The organism is Kitasatospora sp. NPDC057904, from assembly GCF_042887925.1.
Taxonomy (GTDB): Bacteria; Actinomycetota; Actinomycetes; order Streptomycetales; family Streptomycetaceae; genus Kitasatospora.
In genome coordinates, this window is the sequence record NZ_JBHVOL010000002.1 from 392,977 (window position 1) to 411,995 (window position 19,019).

Here is a 19,019-nt window from a genome sequence, read left to right on the forward strand (position 1 = left end):
CCCTGCGACACCCCGGCTCCGCCGAACACCCCCGCCACACCCCCGCCCACCGCTATCCTGCGACCGTCGCACCACCGCACGACGTCACCAAGTGGGGGTCACCATGCCGGAGTTGCTGCGCTTCCAGGGACCGGACGACTCCTCCCTCGTGGTCGAGGTCGACGACGACTCCCCCGGCATCCAGCTCGTCTCCCGCAGCGACGAGGGCATCGCCGAGGCCGCGCACCGCCTCGACGCCGCGCTCACCGCGTGCCGCCCCACGCTCGAATCCGTCCTCGCGGTGCTGCGGCACCTCAAGCCCGAGGAGATCGAGGTGTCCTTCGGCATCAAGCTCAACGCCGAGGCCGGGGTCGTCATCGCCAAGACCGCGACCGAGGGCCACTTCGACGTCAAACTCAGCTGGAAGTCCGGTCCGGCCGCCGCGAGCTGACCGGTGGCGCCCAACCCGGCCCGCGCGCCCTGGGTCGTCAGCATCCAGCCGCACGGGCGTCCCCTGCCCGAGGGCGGCGGCACGCTCATCTCCGAGCGCCTCGTCCTCACCTGCGCCCACGTCGTCGACCCGGGCACCCCCGCCGAGCCGCCGGACGGCCCGGTGCTCGTCCGCTTCCCGTTCCTGCCCGCGCACGAGCCCGTCCCCGCCCGCGTCCTCCCCGGCGGCTGGCACCCGCCCAAGGAGTGGGCCGGCGACGTCGCGATCCTGGAGCTCGACGCCCCGGCGCCGCCCGGGGCCGAGCCGGCGCCGCTGCGCCGCACCGACGCCGACGTGTTCGGCCACACCTTCCGCGCCCACGGCTTCCCCGCCGAGCACAAGACCGGCGGCGTGCCGATCCGCGGCGAGATCGTCGGGTACGCCGAGGGCGACTGGCTCCAGCTGGAGTCGACCGCGCAGACCGGCTGGGCCGCCGAACCCGGCTTCTCCGGCGCACCGGTGTGGAACAACACCCTGCACGCGGTGATCGGCGTGCTCGGGCGGCGGCAGAAGCCGGGCCGCGCCGACCGCCGGGTGGGCTTCGCGCTGTCGCTCGACCCGATCGCCCGGCTCTGGCCGCCGCTCGCCGCGCTCGTCCACGACATCACCGAGCAGGAGCGCCGCGAGCGCCTGGCCCGCCTGCTCGCCGTGCCCCTCGCGCCGTCCGGCGAGCTGCCCAGGCTCGACCAGGTCGACCCGCACGACCTCGGCGTCAGCGAGTCCACCTACACCGCGAGAGGTTACGAGCCCTACCTCGACCGACCGGCCGCCGACCGCGAGGTGGACACCGCCCTCGCCGCCGGCGGCTTCGTCCTGGTGGCCGGCCGGTCCAAGGCGGGCAAGTCCCGCACCCTGCACGAGCGCCTGAGCCGCGCCCACGGCGCCGCCCGGCTCGTCGTCCCCCGGCGCGGCCGGCGCGACCTGGAGGAGCTCGCCCGGGCCGGCCTGCCGCACTCCCCCGGCCAGGTCGTCGTCTGGCTCGACGACCTGCACCACTACCTGCTCTCCGGTGCGCTCGACGCCCACGCGCTGGACCTCCTGCTCCAGCACGACCCGCCCTGCCTGGTCGTCGGCACCCTGACCCACCGCCACCGCGAGGAGCTCGCCGGCCTGGAGAACGAGGTCGGCCGCGCCACCCGCGAGGTGCTGCGCCGCGCCACCGTCGTGCACCTGCCGCACACCCTCACCGACGAGGAGCGCGAGGCCGCCGCCGACCTCTACCCGCAGGAGGACCTCTCGCTGCGCGGCCTCGGCGAGATGCTCGTCGCCGCCCCCGCCCTGGAGACCCGCCTGGAGGCCGGGCCGGAGAGCTGCCCCGAGGGCCGCCTGCTGGTCCGCGCCGCCGCCGACTGGGCGCGCATCGGCTCCCCCGTCCTGCTCGACGAACCGACCCTGCGCGAGCTGTTCGACCGGTACCGGCTGCGCTTCGTCGAGCTCGACCTGGACCCCGGCGACGGGCCGTACCGCACCGCGCTCGCCTGGGCCCGCGACCGCGCGCAGGCGGGCATCGCCCTGCTCGTCCGCGCGCGCGACGACGCCGGGCGGCCCGGCTACGAGGTCTTCCCCTACGTCGCCGAGTACCTCGACACCGCCGTCGACGCCGAGGCGGTCGACGACGCGGCCTGGGAGCTCGCCGCCCAACTGCTGGACGGCGCCGACCTGGCCACCCTCGGCATGGTGGCCGTCCTGCACGACCGCGCCGACATCGCCGAGCAGCAGCTGCGCCGAGTCGTCGCCGAGGACGCGGACGACGACCTCACCGCCGGCGCCGCCCTGGTCCTCAGCACGATCCTCGTCTACCGCCGCGAGTTCGCCGAGGCCGAGACGCTCCTCCGGCGCGCCGCCGACTCCGGCGTCGAGGACGTCGCGGAGCTGGCCCAGGCCGAACTCGGGAGCCTGCTCTCCGGCCGCGGCGAACACGAGTCCGCCCGCGCCCTCCTGGAGCGGGCGGTCGGTGCGCCGGACCCGGAGATCTCGCTGCTGGCCCAGATCGCGCTCGCCGGCGTGCTCTGGCAGCTCGGCGAGGCCGAGCAGGCCGAGCGGCTGCTCACCGCGGTGCTCGCGCACGGCGTCGAGCAGATGCCGCCGTCCGCCACCGCCCGGCTCGGCCAGGCCCTCAGCGGCCAGGGCAGCACGGCCGTGCTCGCCGGGACACCGGGCATCGGCGGGCAGGAGCAGGGCAAGCGCGTCCCGGCGCTGCGCTCCGCGCCGGCCGCCGCCGACCCGCCGGCCGACCAGCCGTGGACCCTGTCCCGGGCGGTCGGCACGTCCGCCGCCTCCTCGATCTCCGGCATGGCCCGCGCCGGCCTCGGCGGGCTCCTGGTCGGGCGGGGCGAACTCGGCCGGGCGGAGGAGCTGTTGCGCTCGGTCCTGGCGGACGGCGACCCCGAGGCGCGCCCGATCGCCCAGGGCGCGCTCGGCGAGCTGCTGATCGTGCGGTCCCGCTACGGCGAGGCGGCGGAACTGCTGGAGCTCGCCGTCGCCAACGGCGGGCCGTGGGTGGAGGTCGGGGCCAGGCTGTGCCTGGGCGTCGCCCGGGTCTTCCTCGGCGACACCGACGAGGGCCTCGCCCACCTGCGGCAGGTCGTCGACCTCGGCCACCCCGACCGCAGCCCCGAGGCCATGTCCGTCCTCGGCCACTGGCACCTGGGCGAGGGTCGGTACGCCGAGGCCGAGGAGTGGTTCCGCCGGGCCATCGCCACCGACCACCGCGACTGGTCCATGACCAGCCGCAACGGCCTGGCCTGCGTCCTCTACAGCCGCGACGGGGACGACACCGGCACGTGCGCGCTGCTGGCCGAGGTCTCCGCCTCCGGCCACCGCTTCGAGGCGCCGCGCGCGGCCGACCTGCTCGGCGACGTCCACGTGCTGCGGGGCCGGCCCGAGGAGGCCGTCGACGCCTACCGCCGGGCCATCGCCCACGGGCACCATGTGTGGTCCTGGCAGGCCCGGGTCGACCTGGCCCTCCTGCTCGTCGGCGCCGTCCCCGACCCGCGGTCGGCCGCCGCGTTCGACGACGCCGACGAGGCGGCCGCCCTCCTGACCGAGACGGCCCGCTCCCCGCACCCCGACCTCGGCCCCCGCGCGGCCGACCTCCTCGGCGACCTGATGGTCGCCGTCGGCCGCCCCGACGAGGCCGTCGACGCCTACCGCCGGGCCGTCGCCTCCGGCCACCCCGAATGGTCACTGGTCGCCCGGATCGACCTCGCCACCCTCCTGGTGGACCTCGACCGCCCCGACGAGGCCGAGGCGCTCCTGCGCGAACTCATGGCCTCCGGCCACGCCGTCGCGGCGGGCACCGGCGTCGCCCTGCTGGGCGTGCTCCTCGTCCTCACCCCGGGCCGCGAGGCGGAGGGCCTCGCCCACCTGCGCACCGCCGTCGACACCGCCGGCGGCCCGGCCCTGCAGCTCGCCCGTTTCCACCTGGCCACGCAGCTCCTGGACACCGAAGAGGAGGGCCGTGCCGAGGAGTTGCTGCGCGCGGTGCTCGCCGACGAGCCCTCCGACGTCACCGGCGTCGCCCGGGCCATGCTCGCCGCCCTCCTGCTGGACCGCGACGACACCCAGGGCGTCGCCGACCTCCTGGCCACCGACGACGACCCCGTTCCCGCCTACGTCGCCGCCGGCGAGGACCTCCTGGAAGTCGGCGAACTCGACGCCACCGTCCGCCTCATGGAAGCCGCACGGGAGCTCCCGGCGAGCCCCGACACCCCGCGCGCCACGACCCTCCTCGGCATCGCCCTGCGCGCCCGCAACGACTTCCCCCGCGCCCGCGACGCCCTGACCGAAGCGCTGGAGACCACCGGGCCCGACCTCCACCACCTCGTCCGCCGCTACCTCGGCAGCACCCTGTTCCGCCTACGGGACTTCGCCCGCGCCGAGGAGGTGCTGCGCCCGGTCGCCGAGGACGCGCAGAGCCCGCACCACCCGGAGGCGGTCCTCCTGCTCGCCCTGGTCGTCGACAGCATGCCCGACCGCGAACGGGACGCCGCCACCTGGTTCGAGACCGCCATCCACGCCGAGGACCCCGACATCGCCGCCCGGGCCCGCGTCCACTACACGTCCCTCCTCCAACGCCTGGGCGACGAGACCCGCGCCCGCGAAGTCCTGGCCATGCCCAGCGGCCCCTCCGCCTCGGCACCCCGCGAACTCCCCGCCCCACCCCCACCCGCCCCCGACGGCCTCCCCACCGCCGTACTCCTCCTCCTCGCCGAACTCGCCGACGCCGAAGACGAACCCGCCGAAGCCACCTACTGGCGCACCCGCGCCACCGACGCCACCGACCGCTGACGCTCCCCGTCGCCACTCGACAAGGAGCCCCCATTCACACCCACTGGCCCCGCCGCGGGACCCATATCGCGGATCAACCAGCCCGGCAGCCCGGGTTCAAAGCCACCGCTTGGCTGCTTCCACGCTGTCACCGCCGCTGGTGTTGAAGGCGATTGCCGCCTTCGGTGCATACCGCCGGACCAGGTTCACGACCTGCTCGAAGAGCGGCAAGAGCGGTTCCGGCTTGCGGATCCCACCCCCGATGACGACAACGTCCCAGTCGCACTCGGACAGTGCTGACACCATCGTGGACTCCGCGGACTCATCCAACGCGACCAGTGCCGTGACTCCTCCTCCGGCTGAAGCCGGGGGCTTCTCGCTAACCCTGGCGGGCGTTGCGACGGACAAGCCCTGCCCGTAGAACGTTGGTGGCTCCCACCGTGTCGGCGTGCGCCGTGTGGCCGCAGGCGACGCAGTGGAAGGTGTCCTGGTTGGGCCGGTTCTTTGCCGCGACGTACCCGCACTCCGGGCGCGGGCAGGTGCGGGAGGTGTTGCGGGGGTCCACGGCGATCACTTCCCGGCCGGCGCTTTCAGCCTTGCTGGTGAGGATCGTGAGGAACACCCCCCAACCGGCATCGTTGATCGACTTGTTCAGCCCGGCCTTGGCCGCCGCTCCGTTGGGCAGGAACACACCCGGCCGGCCGGGGTCGGGTTTCGGGGCCGGGGCCTTGACCATGTTGCGGATCTTGAGGTCTTCGTGCGCGATGAAGTCATGCTGACGCACGAGGTCAAGAGCGGTCTTGTGCGCGTGGTCGAGTCTCTGACAGCGGACCTTGCGGTGCAGGTCGGCAACGCGCTGGACGGCCTTGCGGCGGCGGTTGCTGCGCCGCTTGCACCGGCTGAGGGCCTGCTGTGCGGCTTCGAGTTTCGCGGCGGCGCGCCGGCCGTGGCGGGGGTTGGGGACGAACTCGCCGTTGGAGTCGGCGAGGAAGTTGGCTATGCCCACGTCGATGCCGACCACGGAGCCGGTTGCGGGCAGCAGCTCCGGCTCGCCCTGTTCGGCGGTCAGCACGACGAACCACTTGCGGCCCTCGCGCTTGACCGACACGGTCTTGACCCTGCCGACCACCGGGCGGTGCCGGTTGACCTTGACGTGCCCAACGCCCTGGAACCGGACACGGGTCACCCGGTCGTGCGACGTGGAATCCCAGCGGCAGCCGTCCCCGTCCTTCGGGAAGTCCACCGCGTCGAACCAGTTCACCCCCCGAAAGCGCGGGTAGCCGGGCGTCTCGCCGGACTTGACCCGGCGGAAGAACCCGGCGAACGCCTTGTCCAGGCGACGGAGCGTCGCCTGCTGCGAGGAGAACGACCAGCGGCCCTGGCGCTCCGGGTCGAACGCCCGGATCTCCTTGAGCTGCGCCGACTGCATCCCGTACTTGATGCCGGTCTTCGAGACGTGCCGGTAGGCGTCGCGGCGTTCCTGCAACGCCCCGTTGTAGAGCGAGCAGTGATCCCGAAGCATCTCCGACAGTGCCTGCGCCTGGCCCACGGTGGGCCGCATGAGGAACTTGTACGCACGGATCATCCAGCCCACCCCCCTTTCGGTCGATGTGGTCAAGCTAGTGCACCCCACTGACAACGCAGCGTTCTCCGCCGCTTCGCGGCTCCGGGCCAAGGATGCACTCCCTCCCCGGCTAAAGCCGGGGATACCCTGCAAGATCAGGGATGGAACTATCAGACTGACCGCACTGGTTCCCGCCTGCGCGAGCCGCCGTCCGGCGGCACAGAACCCTGGGGAATTACGGTTCGACGTGGCCGGACCGCTCCCCCGCCGCTTCCCTCCACCGGCCTCGGCCCTCGGACGCCCGGCAGCCGGCCGTCAGCCCAGGTCGAGGGCGTTCGGCAGGCCCCGGCGGTAGCGGGCCTCGTCCTGTTGCTGGAGGGCGGCCAGTTCCGGCGGCCGGTACAGCGGCCACACCTGGCAGCGCGGGGCCGGTGAACCGTCGGCGTCGAGCAGGGCGTTGACGGCCCGGCGGGCGGATTCGTTGGCGCCCTCCATGGTGGCCAGGTCGATGTCGGTGGCGACGTAGTCGCCGGCCAGGAAGAGGTTGGGGACGGCGGTCGCGGCGGACGGACGGTTGTACACCGTGCCCGCCGGGTGGATGAGCAGCTGCTCGCGGTTGGCCGGCTCCGGGCCGCCGAGGCCGGTGACGGCCGGGTCGATGAACCAGGTGACCAGGTCCGCGTCGTCCAGGACACGCCGGCCGCCGCTGTTGAGGGAGTCCTTGAGCTGCGCCCAGGTCTCGCGCACCACCTCCTCGCGGGAGCACTTGAGCGCGGGCTTGCCGTAGACGATCCCCGGGGTGTCCCACTGCGAGACGATCGCCGAGAGGCAGTCGGCCACCTGACCGTCGCCGTAGTCGCGGCGGAAGTCCCGGTCGGGCCAGAACTGGGCCTGGCCGATGCAGGTGACGGCCCAGGGCGAGTCGACCAGGTCGACGTGGCCGTGCACGATCGGGGTGCGGCGGCGCAGGTAGAACTGGACGCCGACCATCCAGTCGGTGCGGAGCCGGTCGCAGCGGGCGAGTTGCGGGTCGGCGGCGCGCAGCCCGGGGCCCCAGGTGGCGCGGGCGTGTTCGACCGGCATCGCGCTGAGGTAGTGATCGGCGAGGACGGGGGTGTTCGCATCCCGCAGCCGCACGCCGGCGATCCGGCCGTCCCGGTACGTCAACTCCTCCACCTCGGCGCCGAGTTCGAACCGGACGCCGAGGGAGCGCAGGTGGGTCTCCCAGGGGCCGATCCAGGCCTCGCCGGTCGGGGCGTTGAGGACGCGGTCCGGCTCGCCGTCGTTGCCCTGGCCCAGGATGTTGTAGACGAACGCCTGGAGGATCCGGGCGACGGAGCGGGTGCTGGCCTCCTCGGCCCTGGTCGCGACGACGTTGCGGGTGATGCCGACGCCGAGCAGCCGCTGGTAGTCGTAGGACATCTCGCCGGCCCGGATGAACCGCCACCACGGCACGCGCTCCCACTGCTCGTAGCGGCGCAGTTCGCAGCTGGTGAAGTGGACCAGCAGCCGGCTGGCGAAGTACGCGACCTCGGTGGCCGGCAGGTGCAGGGCGGTGTCCAGCAGACCCGTCAGCGTCTGGAGCAGTGCGTCGGGCAGCAGTTCGCCGAGCACCGGGAGCGTGGTCACGGTGCGGAACGGCAGCCGCAGCGCCGGGCGTCCTCCGGCTCGGGGGAACAGCTCCTCGGTGGCGTTCACCAGGTTGTCGTGGACGGTGCGGCCGAGCGGCCCGCCGGGCACCGGGATCCGGCGCAGGGTGTCGGGCAGGTTGCGGTAGAAGCCGGGGAAGAAGCGGAATCCGTGTTCGCCGGGCAGCGGGCGCCGGCCACCCCGGGCGGTGCCGGGCACGTCCATGCTGCGGGCCTTGCCGCCCAGCACCGCGTTGCGCTCGTAGACCGTCACCCGGTAACCGCGTTCGGCCAGTTCCTGCGCCGCGCTCAGACCGGCGACCCCGCCGCCGAGCACGGCGACCCGCCGTCCCGGCCGCCCGTCGAACGGTCGCGCCGCCCGCGCCTGCCCGGTGGCGGTCAGCGCGAGGCCGGTGGCGGCCCCGGCCCCCGTGGCGAGCAGAGCGCGCCGGGTGTGTGCGGCTGCTGTGATCGTTCGCATGCCCGGTCAACGAGTTGCACACGTGGGAGGCACGGTCAGCGCCGCTGCGCGGGCCGAGCAGGGCGCGCGGACGGGAGTGGGCGAGGTGTGCGGGCCCGCCGACCCCGAGCCCTCAGCGGGACCTGTTCACCTCGTCCGGGAGGCGCTCCCGAGCGCCCGTCGGCCCACCCGGATCCCTGGAGAAGGTCGGGTCGGTGCCGGTCAGGTCGCGGCTGGCCGTCCAGAGGCGTGCCGCGGTCACGGTGTCGGCCAGGTGGTTCCAGAGGGGTTCGGTCCTGGGCGTACCGCGCAGTCCGAACGCCCGGGGACTCAGCATCCGGCCGCCCCGCACGGCCGGGTCGAGTACGGCCCGGACGGCGGGCCATGCGGCGGCGTCCTTGCCCTGGACGACGAGGCCGAGCGGCAGGCGGCTCAGACGCTCGCCGGTGGTCCGGACGTGGACCGGCGGGCGCGAGGGGGTGAGGGAGTCGAGCGCGCCACCGGGGTGGACGAGCACGCTCACCGTCGTGCTGTCGGCGGCGCGCAGGCGGCGGTCGAGTTCGAGGGCGAAGAGCATCTGGGCCAGCTTGGAGCGCGCATAGGCGCGCTTGGGCCGGTAGTCGTGCACGCTCTGGAGGTCGTCGAGGTCCAGGCGTTCGGACTTGGCGGCGAAGCTGCCGGTGGTGACGACCCGGCTCCCCGGTGTCGCCGTGAGCAGCGGGGCCAGGTGGTGGGTCAGTGCGAAGTGCCCCAGGTGGTTGGTCGCGAACATCAGCTCGTGCCTGTCCGCGGTTTCTCGGCGCGGTGGATGGTCGAGCGCCACGCCGGCGTTGTGGACGACCGCGTCGAGGCGGTCCAGCCCGAGCGCGTCCACCGACGCCTTGAGCGAGGCGAGGTCGGCCAGGTCCAGGGGCACGTGCTTCACGTCGGCGCCGGGCACGCGCGAGCCGATGGAGCCGATCGCGGCTTCGGCCTTCGCCCGGTCCCGGCTGCCGAGGACGACCGTGGCCCCGGTGCCGGCCAGCTGCTCGGCGACGAAGTACCCGATGCCCGCGTTGCCGCCGGTGACGAGGAAGCGCTTTCCCTCGGCGCGAGGCAGGCGGTGGACGTCCCAGTGCGGGACGTGAGGTACGGAGGACATGGCGCGCTCCCGGAAGCTCGAAAGGATCTGAAGGAGAGCGTGGCCGCGCCTTCACAGCCGGCCACGCCCGCTCCCCAACGGTCCCGGAGGCCACTCACATCCCACCGACAGGCCACCGTCCCCGCTGACAGCCGACCGACATCGCGCGGGCCCAACGCAGCAAGAGCCGCCGTGTCTCCCAACAATCAGAAGCAGCACCCGCTCGGCGGTGTCCCGCCACCCGGCGCGGTCGAGCACCTCCTCCTCGAGGCCGGTCAGGGGCAGGGGCCGGGATGCAGCCGGAGTCGCCGGATCAGGAGACGCGCTTCAGCTGCCAGGCGTTGTTGTTGAAGCTCGGGTTCGACCAGGCGACGCAGCTGCTGGTGTAGTACGAACCGGTCTGGACCCAGCCCGCGGGCGGGTAGGTGGTGGAGCAGGCCTGGACCACGGTGCCGACGGGCAGTCCGGTGAGCTGCTTTATCTGCTTGATGTTCGGGCTGAAGCTCTGCGTACCGCAACTGCTGCTGTAACCCCAACTCACATCGACGTAGCCGGCCGGGGTGAGAGTGCTTCCGCACGTGGTCGTGACGTCGCCCGGGGCGGCCTGGGCGGGCGCCGCGGTCAGGGCGAACATCGCCGCGGTGCCGGCGATGGCCATACAGGTGGTGCGGAGGCGGATCATGGGTGATGGCTCCTTCTGTTCGGGGGCGGCCGGTCGGGCCGTGAAGCCATTCCTACGGTTTGATCACCGGTTTCGGATAGCGACTTTCCGGCCTAAAGATCCATCGCCCGGCTGGGCTTCACGGCCGGGCACCGACGTGGGGCGCCGCGGGAGGCGCAGCCGTACCTGCCGGACGTGCCCGGGCCGCGGCGCTAGTGCCGTGCCGGGCGTCGCAACACGGTGGACCTATCCGGCCGCGGCGCTAGATCCGGGACTTCCGCACGGAGTGCCACGTCGCCCCGGCCAGCGCCCCGACCGAGCGGAGGACCGACAGCCGCTCGTGGTCGCGGTACAGCGCCCAGTTGTGCTCGACCAGCGCCAGCTTGTTCGAGGACAGCGACCCCGCCCGGCCGGCCCGGTAGACCGCCAGCGGTTCCTGCAGGCCCCGGGCGGGGTGCCCGTCCCGCATGATCGCCAGCCACAGCGCGTAGTCCTGCCGCTTCGGCATGTCCGGCATCAGCCTCGTGCCCAGCACCGTCCGGTCGTACATGGCGGTCAGGGCCCCGATGTGGTCCTGCACCAGCATGTCCCGGTACGTCACGCGCTCCCGCGCCGCGACCACCCGCCCGTTCGGCGTGAAGTCACAGGCCTCGCCCGTGAAGTCGCCCGCGACCTTGTAGTACGAGGTGAACGTCAGTGGGGCATCGCCTTCGGCGGCGAACGCGAGCTGCCGCTCCAGCTTCTCCGGGAGCCACATGTCGTCGCTGTCCAGCAGCGCCACGTACTCCCCCCGCGCCCGCGCCATGGCGAGGTTGCGGGCCCTGGCCGCGCCGCCCTGCTCGGGTGCCGCCTGCGGGCGCACGCGCTCGTCGCGGCGGGCCAAGTCCTGCAGCAGGTCCATGGAGTCGTCGGTGGACGCGTCGTCGGTGATCAGCAGCTCGACGTCGGCGTGCGTCTGCGCAAGCACGGAACGTACCGACGCGCCGAGAGTGGCGGCCGAATTGTGTACCGGCATCACCACGGAAACGAGTGGCACGGGGTGCTCCTTACCGAGTTCGGAGTCGTCACGGATGTCGTTGTCGCCGGTCAAGGCTACTGGTGTCACGCGACGGCGTTCGCGTAGCCTGTCATCCATGCGATGACACCCCTCCGGTCAGCGAAAGGGCGACGGCACTGAACACGCAGAACACCGGCGCGGCCGGGGTGAGCCCGGCCTCGTTCCTCGCCGCCGCCGCCGCGCTGGGCATGATGGACGCCGCCGCCCGCACCGCCCGCCACGCACCCCCGGACGACGCGGGCCAGGACGACCCGCGGGAGGCCCTGTCCGCACTGCTTCTGCTGCGCCACCTGCGCGAGGAGCTCGCCGGCTGGGAGACCGGCCTGATCGAGACCGCCCGCGGCGCCGGCGCGACCTGGGCCGACCTCGCCGAGCCCATGGGGGTCCGGAGCCGCCAGGCCGCCGAGCGGCGCTACCTGCGCCTGCGTCCCGACGCCGAGGCGGGCACCCGGGCGGGCAGCACCGGCGAGCAGCGCGTCCGGGCCACCCGCGACCAGCGCGCGGCCGACCGCGCGGTGACCGGCTGGGCGCGCGAGAACGCCGCCGACCTGCGCCGCCTCGCGGGTCAGATCGGCGCCCTGGACGACCTCGCCCCCCAGGCGGCCCCCGCCGTGGAACGCCTCCTGGAGGCACTCGGCCACGACGACCCCGTCCGCCTGCTCGCCCCGCTCGCCGCAGCCCGCCCCCTCCTGGCAGCGCGCCACCCGAAGATCGCCGACCGACTCGATCAACTCACCGCCCGAACAGACCAGTTGCGCGTCGCCAGCGGCCGGCAGCGCCACAGACCACCGGCCGGGCCGTGACCCGCACGCCGTGACCCGCCGGCCCGCAGGAGCACCGCTCGTGCGGGGAGCGTGAGTTGATGCTCCGACGGCTCTCGGCGGGCGGGCCACCCCTGCCTCCCCACCGTTCCGAACCCATTTCCACTTCTCGAAGGAGACGCCCCCCGTGGCCAGCCCGACCCAGACGCTGGAGTTCCAGGCGGAGACCCGCCAGCTGCTGCAGCTGGTGATCCACTCGATCTACTCGAACAAGGACATCTTCCTGCGCGAGCTGATCTCCAACGCCTCCGACGCCCTCGACAAGCTCCGCCTGGAGTCCCTCACCGACACCGGCCTCGACGCCGACACCTCCGACCTGCACATCACGCTGGACATCGACCGGGACGCCCGCACCCTGACGGTGCGGGACAACGGCATCGGCATGACCCGCGACGACGTCGTCGACCTGATCGGCACCATCGCCAAGTCCGGCACCGCGAGCTTGCTGGCGAAGATCAAGGAGACCAAGGACGCGGCCGCCGCACAGAGCCTGATCGGCCAGTTCGGGGTCGGCTTCTACTCGGCGTTCATGGTCGCCGACAAGGTCACCCTGCGGACGCGCCGGGCCGGCTCCGAGCAGGGCACCGTGTGGGAGTCCGACGGCGAGGGGACCTACACGATCGCGGAGGCCGGCGACCTGCCGGTGGGCACGTCGGTCACGCTGCACCTCAAGCCGGCGGACGGCGAGGACGGGCTGGGCGACTACCTGGCCGCGTGGAAGGTCCGCCAGATCGTCAAGCAGTACTCGGACTTCATCCGCTGGCCCATCCGCATGGCCGCCGAGGCCGCCGCCGGGGACCAGGACGGGACCGAGCACCCGGGCGAGCCGGAGACGCTGAACTCGATGAAGGCGCTGTGGGCCCGCCCGCGCAGCGAGGTGACCGAGGCCGAGTACAACGAGTTCTACCAGCAGATCAGCCACGACTGGCAGGACCCGGCCGAGACGATCCACATGCGCGCCGAGGGCACCTTCGAGTACGAGGCGCTGCTGTTCATCCCCGCCCACGCCCCGTTCGACCTGTTCTCCCGCGACACCAAGCGGGGTGTGCAGCTGTACGTCAAGCGCGTGTTCATCATGGACGACTGCGACGCGCTGATGCCGAACTACCTGCGGTTCGTCAAGGGCGTCGTCGACGCCCACGACCTCTCCCTCAACGTCTCCCGCGAGATCCTGCAGCACGACCGCCAGATCACCGCCGTGCGCCGGCGCCTGGTCAAGAAGGTCCTCGGCGCCCTCAAGAGCACGCGGGCCACCGACACCGGGGCCTACCTCAAGCTGTGGGACCAGTTCGGCCGCGTCCTCAAGGAAGGCCTGATCGAGGACCGCGACAACACCGACGCCCTGCTGGAGCTGGTCAGCGTCGCCTCGACCAACGATCCGCAGGAGCCGACCGCGCTGCGCGAGTACGTCGCGCGGATGAAGGACGGCCAGGACACCATCTACTACCTGACCGGCGAGAACCGGGCGATGGTGGAGAACTCCCCGCACATGGAGGCCTTCACCGCCAAGGGCTACGAGGTCCTGATCCTCACCGACCCCATCGACGAGATCTGGACCGACCAGATCCCCTCCTTCGACGGCCACCGCTTCCAGTCGATCGCCAAGGGCCAGGTCGACCTCGACGACGACTCCGACGGCGACGGCAGCGACGAGGCGAAGACCGAGAAGGCCCGGCGCGAACAGGACTTCGCCGCCCTCCTCGGCTGGCTCCGGACCACCCTGGCCGAGCACGTCAAGCAGGTCCGCCTCTCCACCCGCCTGACCACCTCCGCGGCGTGCCTGGTCGGCGACGCCCAGGACCTGACCCCCACCCTGGAGAAGATGTACCGGGCGATGGGCCAGGAACTCCCCGCCGTCAAGCGGATCCTCGAACTCAACCCCACCCACCCGCTCATCATCGCCCTGCGCGGGGCACACGAGACGAACGCCGACGACCCGGCACTCGCCGACCTCGCCGAACTCGTCCACGGCAGTGCCCTGCTGGCAGAAGGCGGCGACCTGCCCGACCCGGCCCGCTTCACCCGCCTGCTGACCGATCGCCTCACCCGCACCCTGTAACCCCCGCCGGGTGCGGCCCGCCGGACGCCGATCGGCCGACGCCGATCGGCCTGGCCGGCCGCACCCCGCACCGCCCGTCAGGACGTGACAGCCGCCGCCGCACCGCCCGTCAGGGCGTGACGGGCGCCGCGAACTCCCCCGTCAGACCTGCGCGGACCAGCGCCCGGACGATGGCCGGCTGGTCCAACGGATCGTCGTACTGGTTGGTCTCGGCCAGCCGTTCCAGCAGCCTGCGCGGATCCAGTCGGTACGCTTCCGCGTCGGCCAGGAGGCTGTCCGCGCTCGGCCCGTCGACCGTGTCGTCCAGGTTGTCCGTCAGCTCGCCCAGGACCTCGCCGCGTTCGATGAAGCAGCTCATGCCGCAGTCCAGGCCGTCGTCGTCGAGGTCGTCCGGGTACGGCGCCCGGGCCCAGGCGCCGTTCTCGTACCAGTAGACGCAGCCGATCTCGTGGCCTTCGAGCCGGTCCCGCAGGTCCTCGTAGGGCAGCCAGTCCGGGCCGCCCGCCAGCACGTCGATCGCCGGCTCGTGCCACTTGACGCGGCTCGCCTCGTCCTCGCCGTAGAGCACGAACCGGCCCTCGCCCTCCTTCGACATGACCCACCAGGTGCAGCCGCAGTCGTCCCAGTGGAGGCCGTCGTCATCGATCCACCGGCCCGTCCGGTGACGCGGCGGGCGCTCCTCGTACTCGGTGGTCGCCTCAAGGGCGGCGAGAAGCGCCCAGCGCGCCCACAGTTCCTCGGCCGGCGGAAGGTCCTCCGGCAGTCCTGGCCGGTGAACGGTCATGTGTGCCCCCGTGTGTGTGCTCCGATGGTGATCGCCACAACGATATGTTCCGTTGCCGACTGCCGGATCACCCCGGACGCACCTCGCGGGCCGTCCGGTCAGGCGCCGACCAGCTCCTGCTCGGCGCCCGACCGCACGGCGTCCGGGGCCGCCGGGACGGCGGGCCTGCGCATCCCCTTGAGCACGACGACCACTCCCGTGGTGACCACCGTGCCGGCCACGACCGCGACCAGGTACAGGAAGGGGCTGCCGATCAGCGGGAGCACCCAGATTCCGCCGTGCGGGGCCCGCAGGGTGGAACCGAAGGCCATCACCAGGCCGCCGGCGGTCATGCTGCCCACCATGTTCGCCGGGATGACCCGCAGCGGATCGGCCGCCGCGAAGGGGATGGCGCCTTCGGTGATGAACGACGCTCCGAGCACCCAGGCCGCCTTGCCGTTCTCGCGCTCCTCGGGGGTGAACAGCCGGCGCCGGACGACGGTCGCCAGCGCCATGCCCAGCGGCGGGGTCATGCCCGCGGCCATCACGGCGGCCATCACCTTCAGGCTGCCGGCGTCCGGGGTGGTGCCCGCGGCGGTGAGCGCGCCGGCCGCGAAGGTGTAGGCGACCTTGTTGAGCGGGCCGCCCATGTCGAAGGCCATCATCGCGCCGAGCAGCACGCCGAGGAGGATCGCGTTGGAGCCGGAGAGGCCGTTCAGCCAGTCGGTCAGGCCGCTCATCGCCGAGGCGATCGGCGAGCCCACCACCACGAACATCAGGAAGCCGACCGCCGCCACCGACAGGAGCGGGATCACCACCACCGGCATGATGCCCCGGATCGCCCGCGGCACGTTCCACCGGATCATCCACAGCACCAGGAAGCCCGCGGCCAGACCGGACACGATGCCGCCGAGGAAGCCGGCGCCGACCGCCACCGAGACGGCACCACCGGCGATGCCGGCGGCCAGCGCCGCCCGGTCCGCGATCGCCCAGGCGATGTATCCGGAGAGGACCGGGACCAGGAAGCCGAAGGACGTCTTGCCGGTCTGGAACAGCATCGCCGCCCAGCTGTGCGAGGAGGTCCAGTCGAAATGGCCCAGCACGGACGGGGCGGAGGCGATCTGGTACCCGCCGATCGCGAAGGCGAGGGCGATCAGCAGGCCGCCGGCCGCGACGAACGGGATCATGTAACTGACGCCCGTCATCAGGTACTTGCGCAGCCGCTGGGCCCAGTGCTCACCCGTCGTCCCGCTCAGCGCGCTCGGTGCGGCGACCGGGGCGGCGGCGGAACGGGCGCCGCTGCCGGTCTCGGCGACCAGCCCGGCGGCCTGGGCGATCAGGTCGTCGGCCCGGTTGACGGCGGCCTTCACGCCCACGTCCACGGTCGGCTTGCCCGCGAAGCGGGCGCGGTCGCGGACCTCGACGTCATGGGCGAAGATCACCGCGTCGGCCGCCGCGATCACCTCGGGAGCCAGCGGCGTCGTCCCGGCGGACCCCTGGGTCTCGACCTGGATCCGCACACCCGCCCGCGCGGCGGCCAGTTCGAGCGCCTTGGCGGCCATGTAGGTGTGGGCGATGCCGGTCGGGCACGAGGTCACCGCGACCAGCCGCAGCCCGGCGTCGGCGTCGGCCGTCTCCGGAGCGGCCGTCTCCGGAGCGGGCGACTCCGCGACGGCGGCGGGCTCCGGAGCAGCAGCGGCCGGCGGCTCCTCGCCGTTGACCAGGGCCGCGACGGCGCCCGGGCTCTCGGCCTCGCGCAGGGCGCCGGTGAACGCGGGATCCATCAGCCGGCCGGCCAGCGCGGCGAGGATCCGCAGGTGGGCGTCGTCCGCGCCCGCCGGTGCCGCGATCATGAAGATCAGGTCGGCGGGCCGCCCGTCCGGAGCGTCGAAGTCCACTCCCCTGGCGCTCCGGCCGAAAGCCAGGCTCGGCCGCGTGACGTGGGGCGATCTGCAGTGCGGGATGCCGATCCCGTCGCCCATCCCGGTCGGGGCCTGGGCCTCGCGGGCGGCGACGTCGGCGAGGAAGCCGTCGAGGTCGGTGACCCGGCCCTCGGCGACCAGCCGCTGGGCGAGGGCGCGGAGGGCTTCGCTCTTGTCCTGGGGGGCGAGGTGGAGATCAACGAGTGCGGGTGTGATCAGTCCGCTGGTGTCGCTCATCGTGTCGGTCCTTCGACTGGTGCCTGACAGTGTTCCCTTGCCCCCGGGAATGGTCGCCGTTCCGTCCCACACGGTCGGGCGTGGTGCCTCAAGGCAGAGGCCGTTCTCAACCGCGGACTCAACCGCGGGCTCAACCGCGGAGCGGCCGTTCGAGCGGGATGTCCGCCGTCACGACCACCGCGGCCGGGTCCAGATCGGCCGGGGTCGGCATGACGCTCCCCGGCAGTTGTACGGCGGCGGCCCCGTGCGCCAGGGCCGCCGCGAGTGCCCCGGGGCCGGTGCCACCGGCTCCGAGGAAGCCCGCGAGCGAGGCGTCGCCCGCTCCCACGTCGCTGCGGACGGCGGCGACCGGCGCGCTGCCGTACCAGCTGCCCTCGTCGGCGATCAGCAGCATCCCGTCCGCACCGAGGCTGGCGAGGACCTGCTGGGCGCCGCGCTTGCGCAGTTCCCCGGCCGCGTCCACGGCGTCGCCGACGGTGGCGACCGGGCGGCCCACGGCCTCCGCGAGTTCTTCGCGATTGGGCTTGACCACGTCGGGACGGGCCGACAGCGCGGCGAGCAGCGCGGGGCCGGAGGTGTCCAGGGCGATCCGGGCGCCCCCCGAGTGCACCTGGGCGACCAGCTCCGCGTACCACTCCGGTGCCAGTCCGCGCGGCAGGCTGCCGCAGCAGGCCAGCCAGTCCACGTCGTTCCCCAGGTGGTCCTCGCGGACCAGCGCCAGCAGCGCGGCCGACTCGGCGGCGCTGAGCTCGGGGCCCACCGCGTTGACCTTCGTGAGGCTGCCGCCGTCCTCGGCGATCGAGACGTTGATGCGGGTGTCGCCCGAGATCGCGACCGCCGCGACGTCGATGCCCTGGCGGCGCAGCAGGTCGGCGAGCAGGTGCCCGGAGGGGCCGCCCAGCGGCAGGACGGCGGTGGTGCGGTGGCCGGCGGCCGTGAGCGCGCGGGAGACGTTGACGCCCTTGCCGCCGGGGTCGAGCCGGTCGTGCGCGGCCCGGTTGACCTCGCCCGGGGTGAGCGTTCCCAGCTCGTAGGTGCGGTCGAGGCTGGGGTTCGGGGTGATGGTGACGATCATGCGCGGATGACTTCCGGTCCGAGGTTCTCGATCTCTGCGGTCTGCTCGTCGGTCAGTCCAGTGTCCGTGACGAGCACGTCGACCTGGTCCAGCGAGCCGAACCGGGCGAAGTGGCGGACGCCGTACTTGGAGGAGTCGGCGACCAGCACCACGCGGCGGGCGCCGGTGAGCATGGCGCGTTTGACGGCCGCCTCGGCGAGGTCCGGGGTGGACAGCCCGCCCTCCGGGGAGAAGCCGTTGGTGGCGACGACCGCGACGTCCGCGTGGACGTCGGCCAGGTCGCGCAGCGCCCAGGCGTCGACGGCTGCCTGGGTGCGGTGGCGCAGCCGCCCGCCGACCAGGTGGAGGGCGAGCGCCGGGTGGTCGGCGAGCCTGGCGGCGACGGGGAGGGCGTTGGTGACGACGGTGAGGGCGCAGTCGGCGGGCAGCAGGCCGGCCAGCCGGGAGACGGTCGTCCCCGCGTCCAGGATCACGCTGCCCTCCGCGGGCAGGAGGGCCAGGGCCGCCTTGGCGATGCGCTCCTTCTCGGCGGCGGCGGTGGAGTCCCGTTCGGCCAGGCCGGGTTCCAGGTGCAGGGCGCCGGCGGGCAGGGCGCCGCCGTGCACCCGGTGCAGCAGTCCGGCCCGGTCCATGGCGCTCAGGTCACGCCGGATGGTCTCCTGCGTGACGCCGAAGTCCTCGGCCAGCGTCGGCACGTCCACCCTGCCCTGCTCCTGGGCCAGGCGGAGGATCTGTTGCTGCCGCTCGGGTGCATACATGTGGGATCGGGTCCGTTTCATGTCCGTTTACGCCTGATGAGGCCCGACCATACGCGCTCCGGCCGAAAAAGCAAGCGATCGCGCCAGCTTTGGGCCCGCGAACCCCGATTGCCCGAATGTGTTGACATCCCTCGATGTCCGGGCGTAGAACCAAAC

The 19,019-nt window shown here is 73.2% G+C and carries 14 protein-coding genes; 4 read left to right on the plus strand and 10 right to left on the minus strand.

Going from position 1 to position 19,019, the window contains the following annotated elements; genetic code table 11:
• The first annotated feature begins 103 nt into the window (after positions 1-103).
• Both ACFVSN_RS07225 and ACFVSN_RS07230 read left to right on the plus strand, forming a co-directional pair.
• Entirely contained in the window at positions 104-430 is a 327-nt protein-coding gene (locus tag ACFVSN_RS07225; protein WP_380447751.1) for a CU044_2847 family protein, read from the plus strand.
• 3 nt (positions 431-433) lie between these two features.
• Positions 434-4,759 (plus strand): tetratricopeptide repeat protein, encoded by a 4,326-nt coding sequence (locus ACFVSN_RS07230; RefSeq protein ID WP_387953856.1) that lies wholly within the window; start codon positions 434-436, stop codon positions 4,757-4,759.
• A gap of 96 nt (positions 4,760-4,855) precedes the next feature.
• On the opposite strand, the gene ACFVSN_RS07235 is transcribed toward ACFVSN_RS07230, so the two are convergent.
• From ACFVSN_RS07235 to ACFVSN_RS07260, 6 genes are all read right to left on the minus strand, one after another.
• Positions 4,856-5,146: a hypothetical protein gene (locus tag ACFVSN_RS07235; RefSeq protein WP_387953858.1), complete on the minus strand. Its 291-nt coding sequence runs from the start codon at positions 5,144-5,146 to the stop codon at positions 4,856-4,858.
• Complete coding sequence (locus tag ACFVSN_RS07240; RefSeq protein WP_387953859.1) at positions 5,118-6,323, minus strand: RNA-guided endonuclease InsQ/TnpB family protein; 1,206 nt, start codon at positions 6,321-6,323, stop codon at positions 5,118-5,120. The genes ACFVSN_RS07235 and ACFVSN_RS07240 overlap by 29 nt, the downstream gene beginning before the upstream one ends.
• 294 nt (positions 6,324-6,617) lie before the next feature.
• The gene (locus ACFVSN_RS07245) at positions 6,618-8,411 is read right to left on the minus strand and encodes an FAD-dependent oxidoreductase (RefSeq protein ID WP_387953860.1); all 1,794 of its coding nucleotides are present in this window, start codon (positions 8,409-8,411) and stop codon (positions 6,618-6,620) included.
• Positions 8,412-8,523: 112 nt separating this feature from the next.
• Positions 8,524-9,531 carry an SDR family NAD(P)-dependent oxidoreductase gene (locus tag ACFVSN_RS07250; protein WP_387953861.1) on the minus strand — a complete coding sequence of 336 codons (1,008 nt, stop codon included), beginning with the start codon at positions 9,529-9,531 and terminating at the stop codon, positions 8,524-8,526.
• Between the two features lie 292 nt (positions 9,532-9,823).
• Entirely contained in the window at positions 9,824-10,192 is a 369-nt protein-coding gene (locus ACFVSN_RS07255; RefSeq protein WP_380447741.1) for a hypothetical protein, read from the minus strand.
• Between the two features lie 241 nt (positions 10,193-10,433).
• Positions 10,434-11,207 (minus strand): glycosyltransferase family 2 protein, encoded by a 774-nt coding sequence (locus ACFVSN_RS07260; protein WP_380447739.1) that lies wholly within the window; start codon positions 11,205-11,207, stop codon positions 10,434-10,436.
• Between the two features lie 209 nt (positions 11,208-11,416).
• On the opposite strand from ACFVSN_RS07260, the gene ACFVSN_RS07265 reads away from it, so the two are divergent.
• Positions 11,417-12,031 carry a hypothetical protein gene (locus tag ACFVSN_RS07265; RefSeq protein ID WP_387954204.1) on the plus strand — a complete coding sequence of 205 codons (615 nt, stop codon included), beginning with the start codon at positions 11,417-11,419 and terminating at the stop codon, positions 12,029-12,031.
• Between the two features lie 145 nt (positions 12,032-12,176).
• On the plus strand, positions 12,177-14,108 hold the full coding sequence (gene htpG, locus ACFVSN_RS07270; protein WP_387953863.1) for a molecular chaperone HtpG: 1,932 nt from the start codon (positions 12,177-12,179) through the stop codon (positions 14,106-14,108).
• Between the two features lie 109 nt (positions 14,109-14,217).
• Here htpG and ACFVSN_RS07275 read toward each other — a convergent pair whose 3' ends face one another.
• The 4 genes from ACFVSN_RS07275 to ACFVSN_RS07290 all read right to left on the minus strand — a co-directional run bounded on the left by ACFVSN_RS07275 (position 14,218) and on the right by ACFVSN_RS07290 (position 18,863).
• The gene (locus tag ACFVSN_RS07275; protein ID WP_387953865.1) at positions 14,218-14,892 is read right to left on the minus strand and encodes a hypothetical protein; all 675 of its coding nucleotides are present in this window, start codon (positions 14,890-14,892) and stop codon (positions 14,218-14,220) included.
• 98 nt (positions 14,893-14,990) lie between these two features.
• Positions 14,991-17,030, minus strand: coding sequence for a fructose-specific PTS transporter subunit EIIC (locus ACFVSN_RS07280; RefSeq protein WP_387593417.1), 2,040 nt, complete (start codon positions 17,028-17,030; stop codon positions 14,991-14,993).
• Between the two features lie 130 nt (positions 17,031-17,160).
• The gene (gene pfkB, locus ACFVSN_RS07285) at positions 17,161-18,105 is read right to left on the minus strand and encodes a 1-phosphofructokinase (RefSeq protein WP_380448795.1); all 945 of its coding nucleotides are present in this window, start codon (positions 18,103-18,105) and stop codon (positions 17,161-17,163) included.
• Positions 18,102-18,863, minus strand: a complete 762-nt coding sequence (locus tag ACFVSN_RS07290; protein WP_380497787.1) for a DeoR/GlpR family DNA-binding transcription regulator — start codon at positions 18,861-18,863, stop codon at positions 18,102-18,104. The genes pfkB and ACFVSN_RS07290 overlap by 4 nt, the downstream gene beginning before the upstream one ends.
• Positions 18,864-19,019 lie beyond the last annotated feature (156 nt).

Coding starts and splice junctions, on each gene's coding strand:
- ACFVSN_RS07245 (WP_387953860.1), bottom strand. CDS start 8,411: ATGCGAACGATCACAGCAGCCGCACACACCCGGCGCGCTCTGCTCGCC.
- pfkB (WP_380448795.1), bottom strand. CDS start 18,105: ATGATCGTCACCATCACCCCGAACCCCAGCCTCGACCGCACCTACGAG.
- ACFVSN_RS07275 (WP_387953865.1), bottom strand. CDS start 14,892: ATGACCGTTCACCGGCCAGGACTGCCGGAGGACCTTCCGCCGGCCGAG.
- ACFVSN_RS07290 (WP_380497787.1), bottom strand. CDS start 18,863: ATGTATGCACCCGAGCGGCAGCAACAGATCCTCCGCCTGGCCCAGGAG.
- ACFVSN_RS07255 (WP_380447741.1), bottom strand. CDS start 10,192: ATGATCCGCCTCCGCACCACCTGTATGGCCATCGCCGGCACCGCGGCG.
- ACFVSN_RS07240 (WP_387953859.1), bottom strand. CDS start 6,323: ATGATCCGTGCGTACAAGTTCCTCATGCGGCCCACCGTGGGCCAGGCG.
- ACFVSN_RS07225 (WP_380447751.1), top strand. CDS start 104: ATGCCGGAGTTGCTGCGCTTCCAGGGACCGGACGACTCCTCCCTCGTG.
- ACFVSN_RS07265 (WP_387954204.1), top strand. CDS start 11,417: ATGATGGACGCCGCCGCCCGCACCGCCCGCCACGCACCCCCGGACGAC.
- ACFVSN_RS07250 (WP_387953861.1), bottom strand. CDS start 9,531: ATGTCCTCCGTACCTCACGTCCCGCACTGGGACGTCCACCGCCTGCCT.
- ACFVSN_RS07280 (WP_387593417.1), bottom strand. CDS start 17,030: ATGAGCGACACCAGCGGACTGATCACACCCGCACTCGTTGATCTCCAC.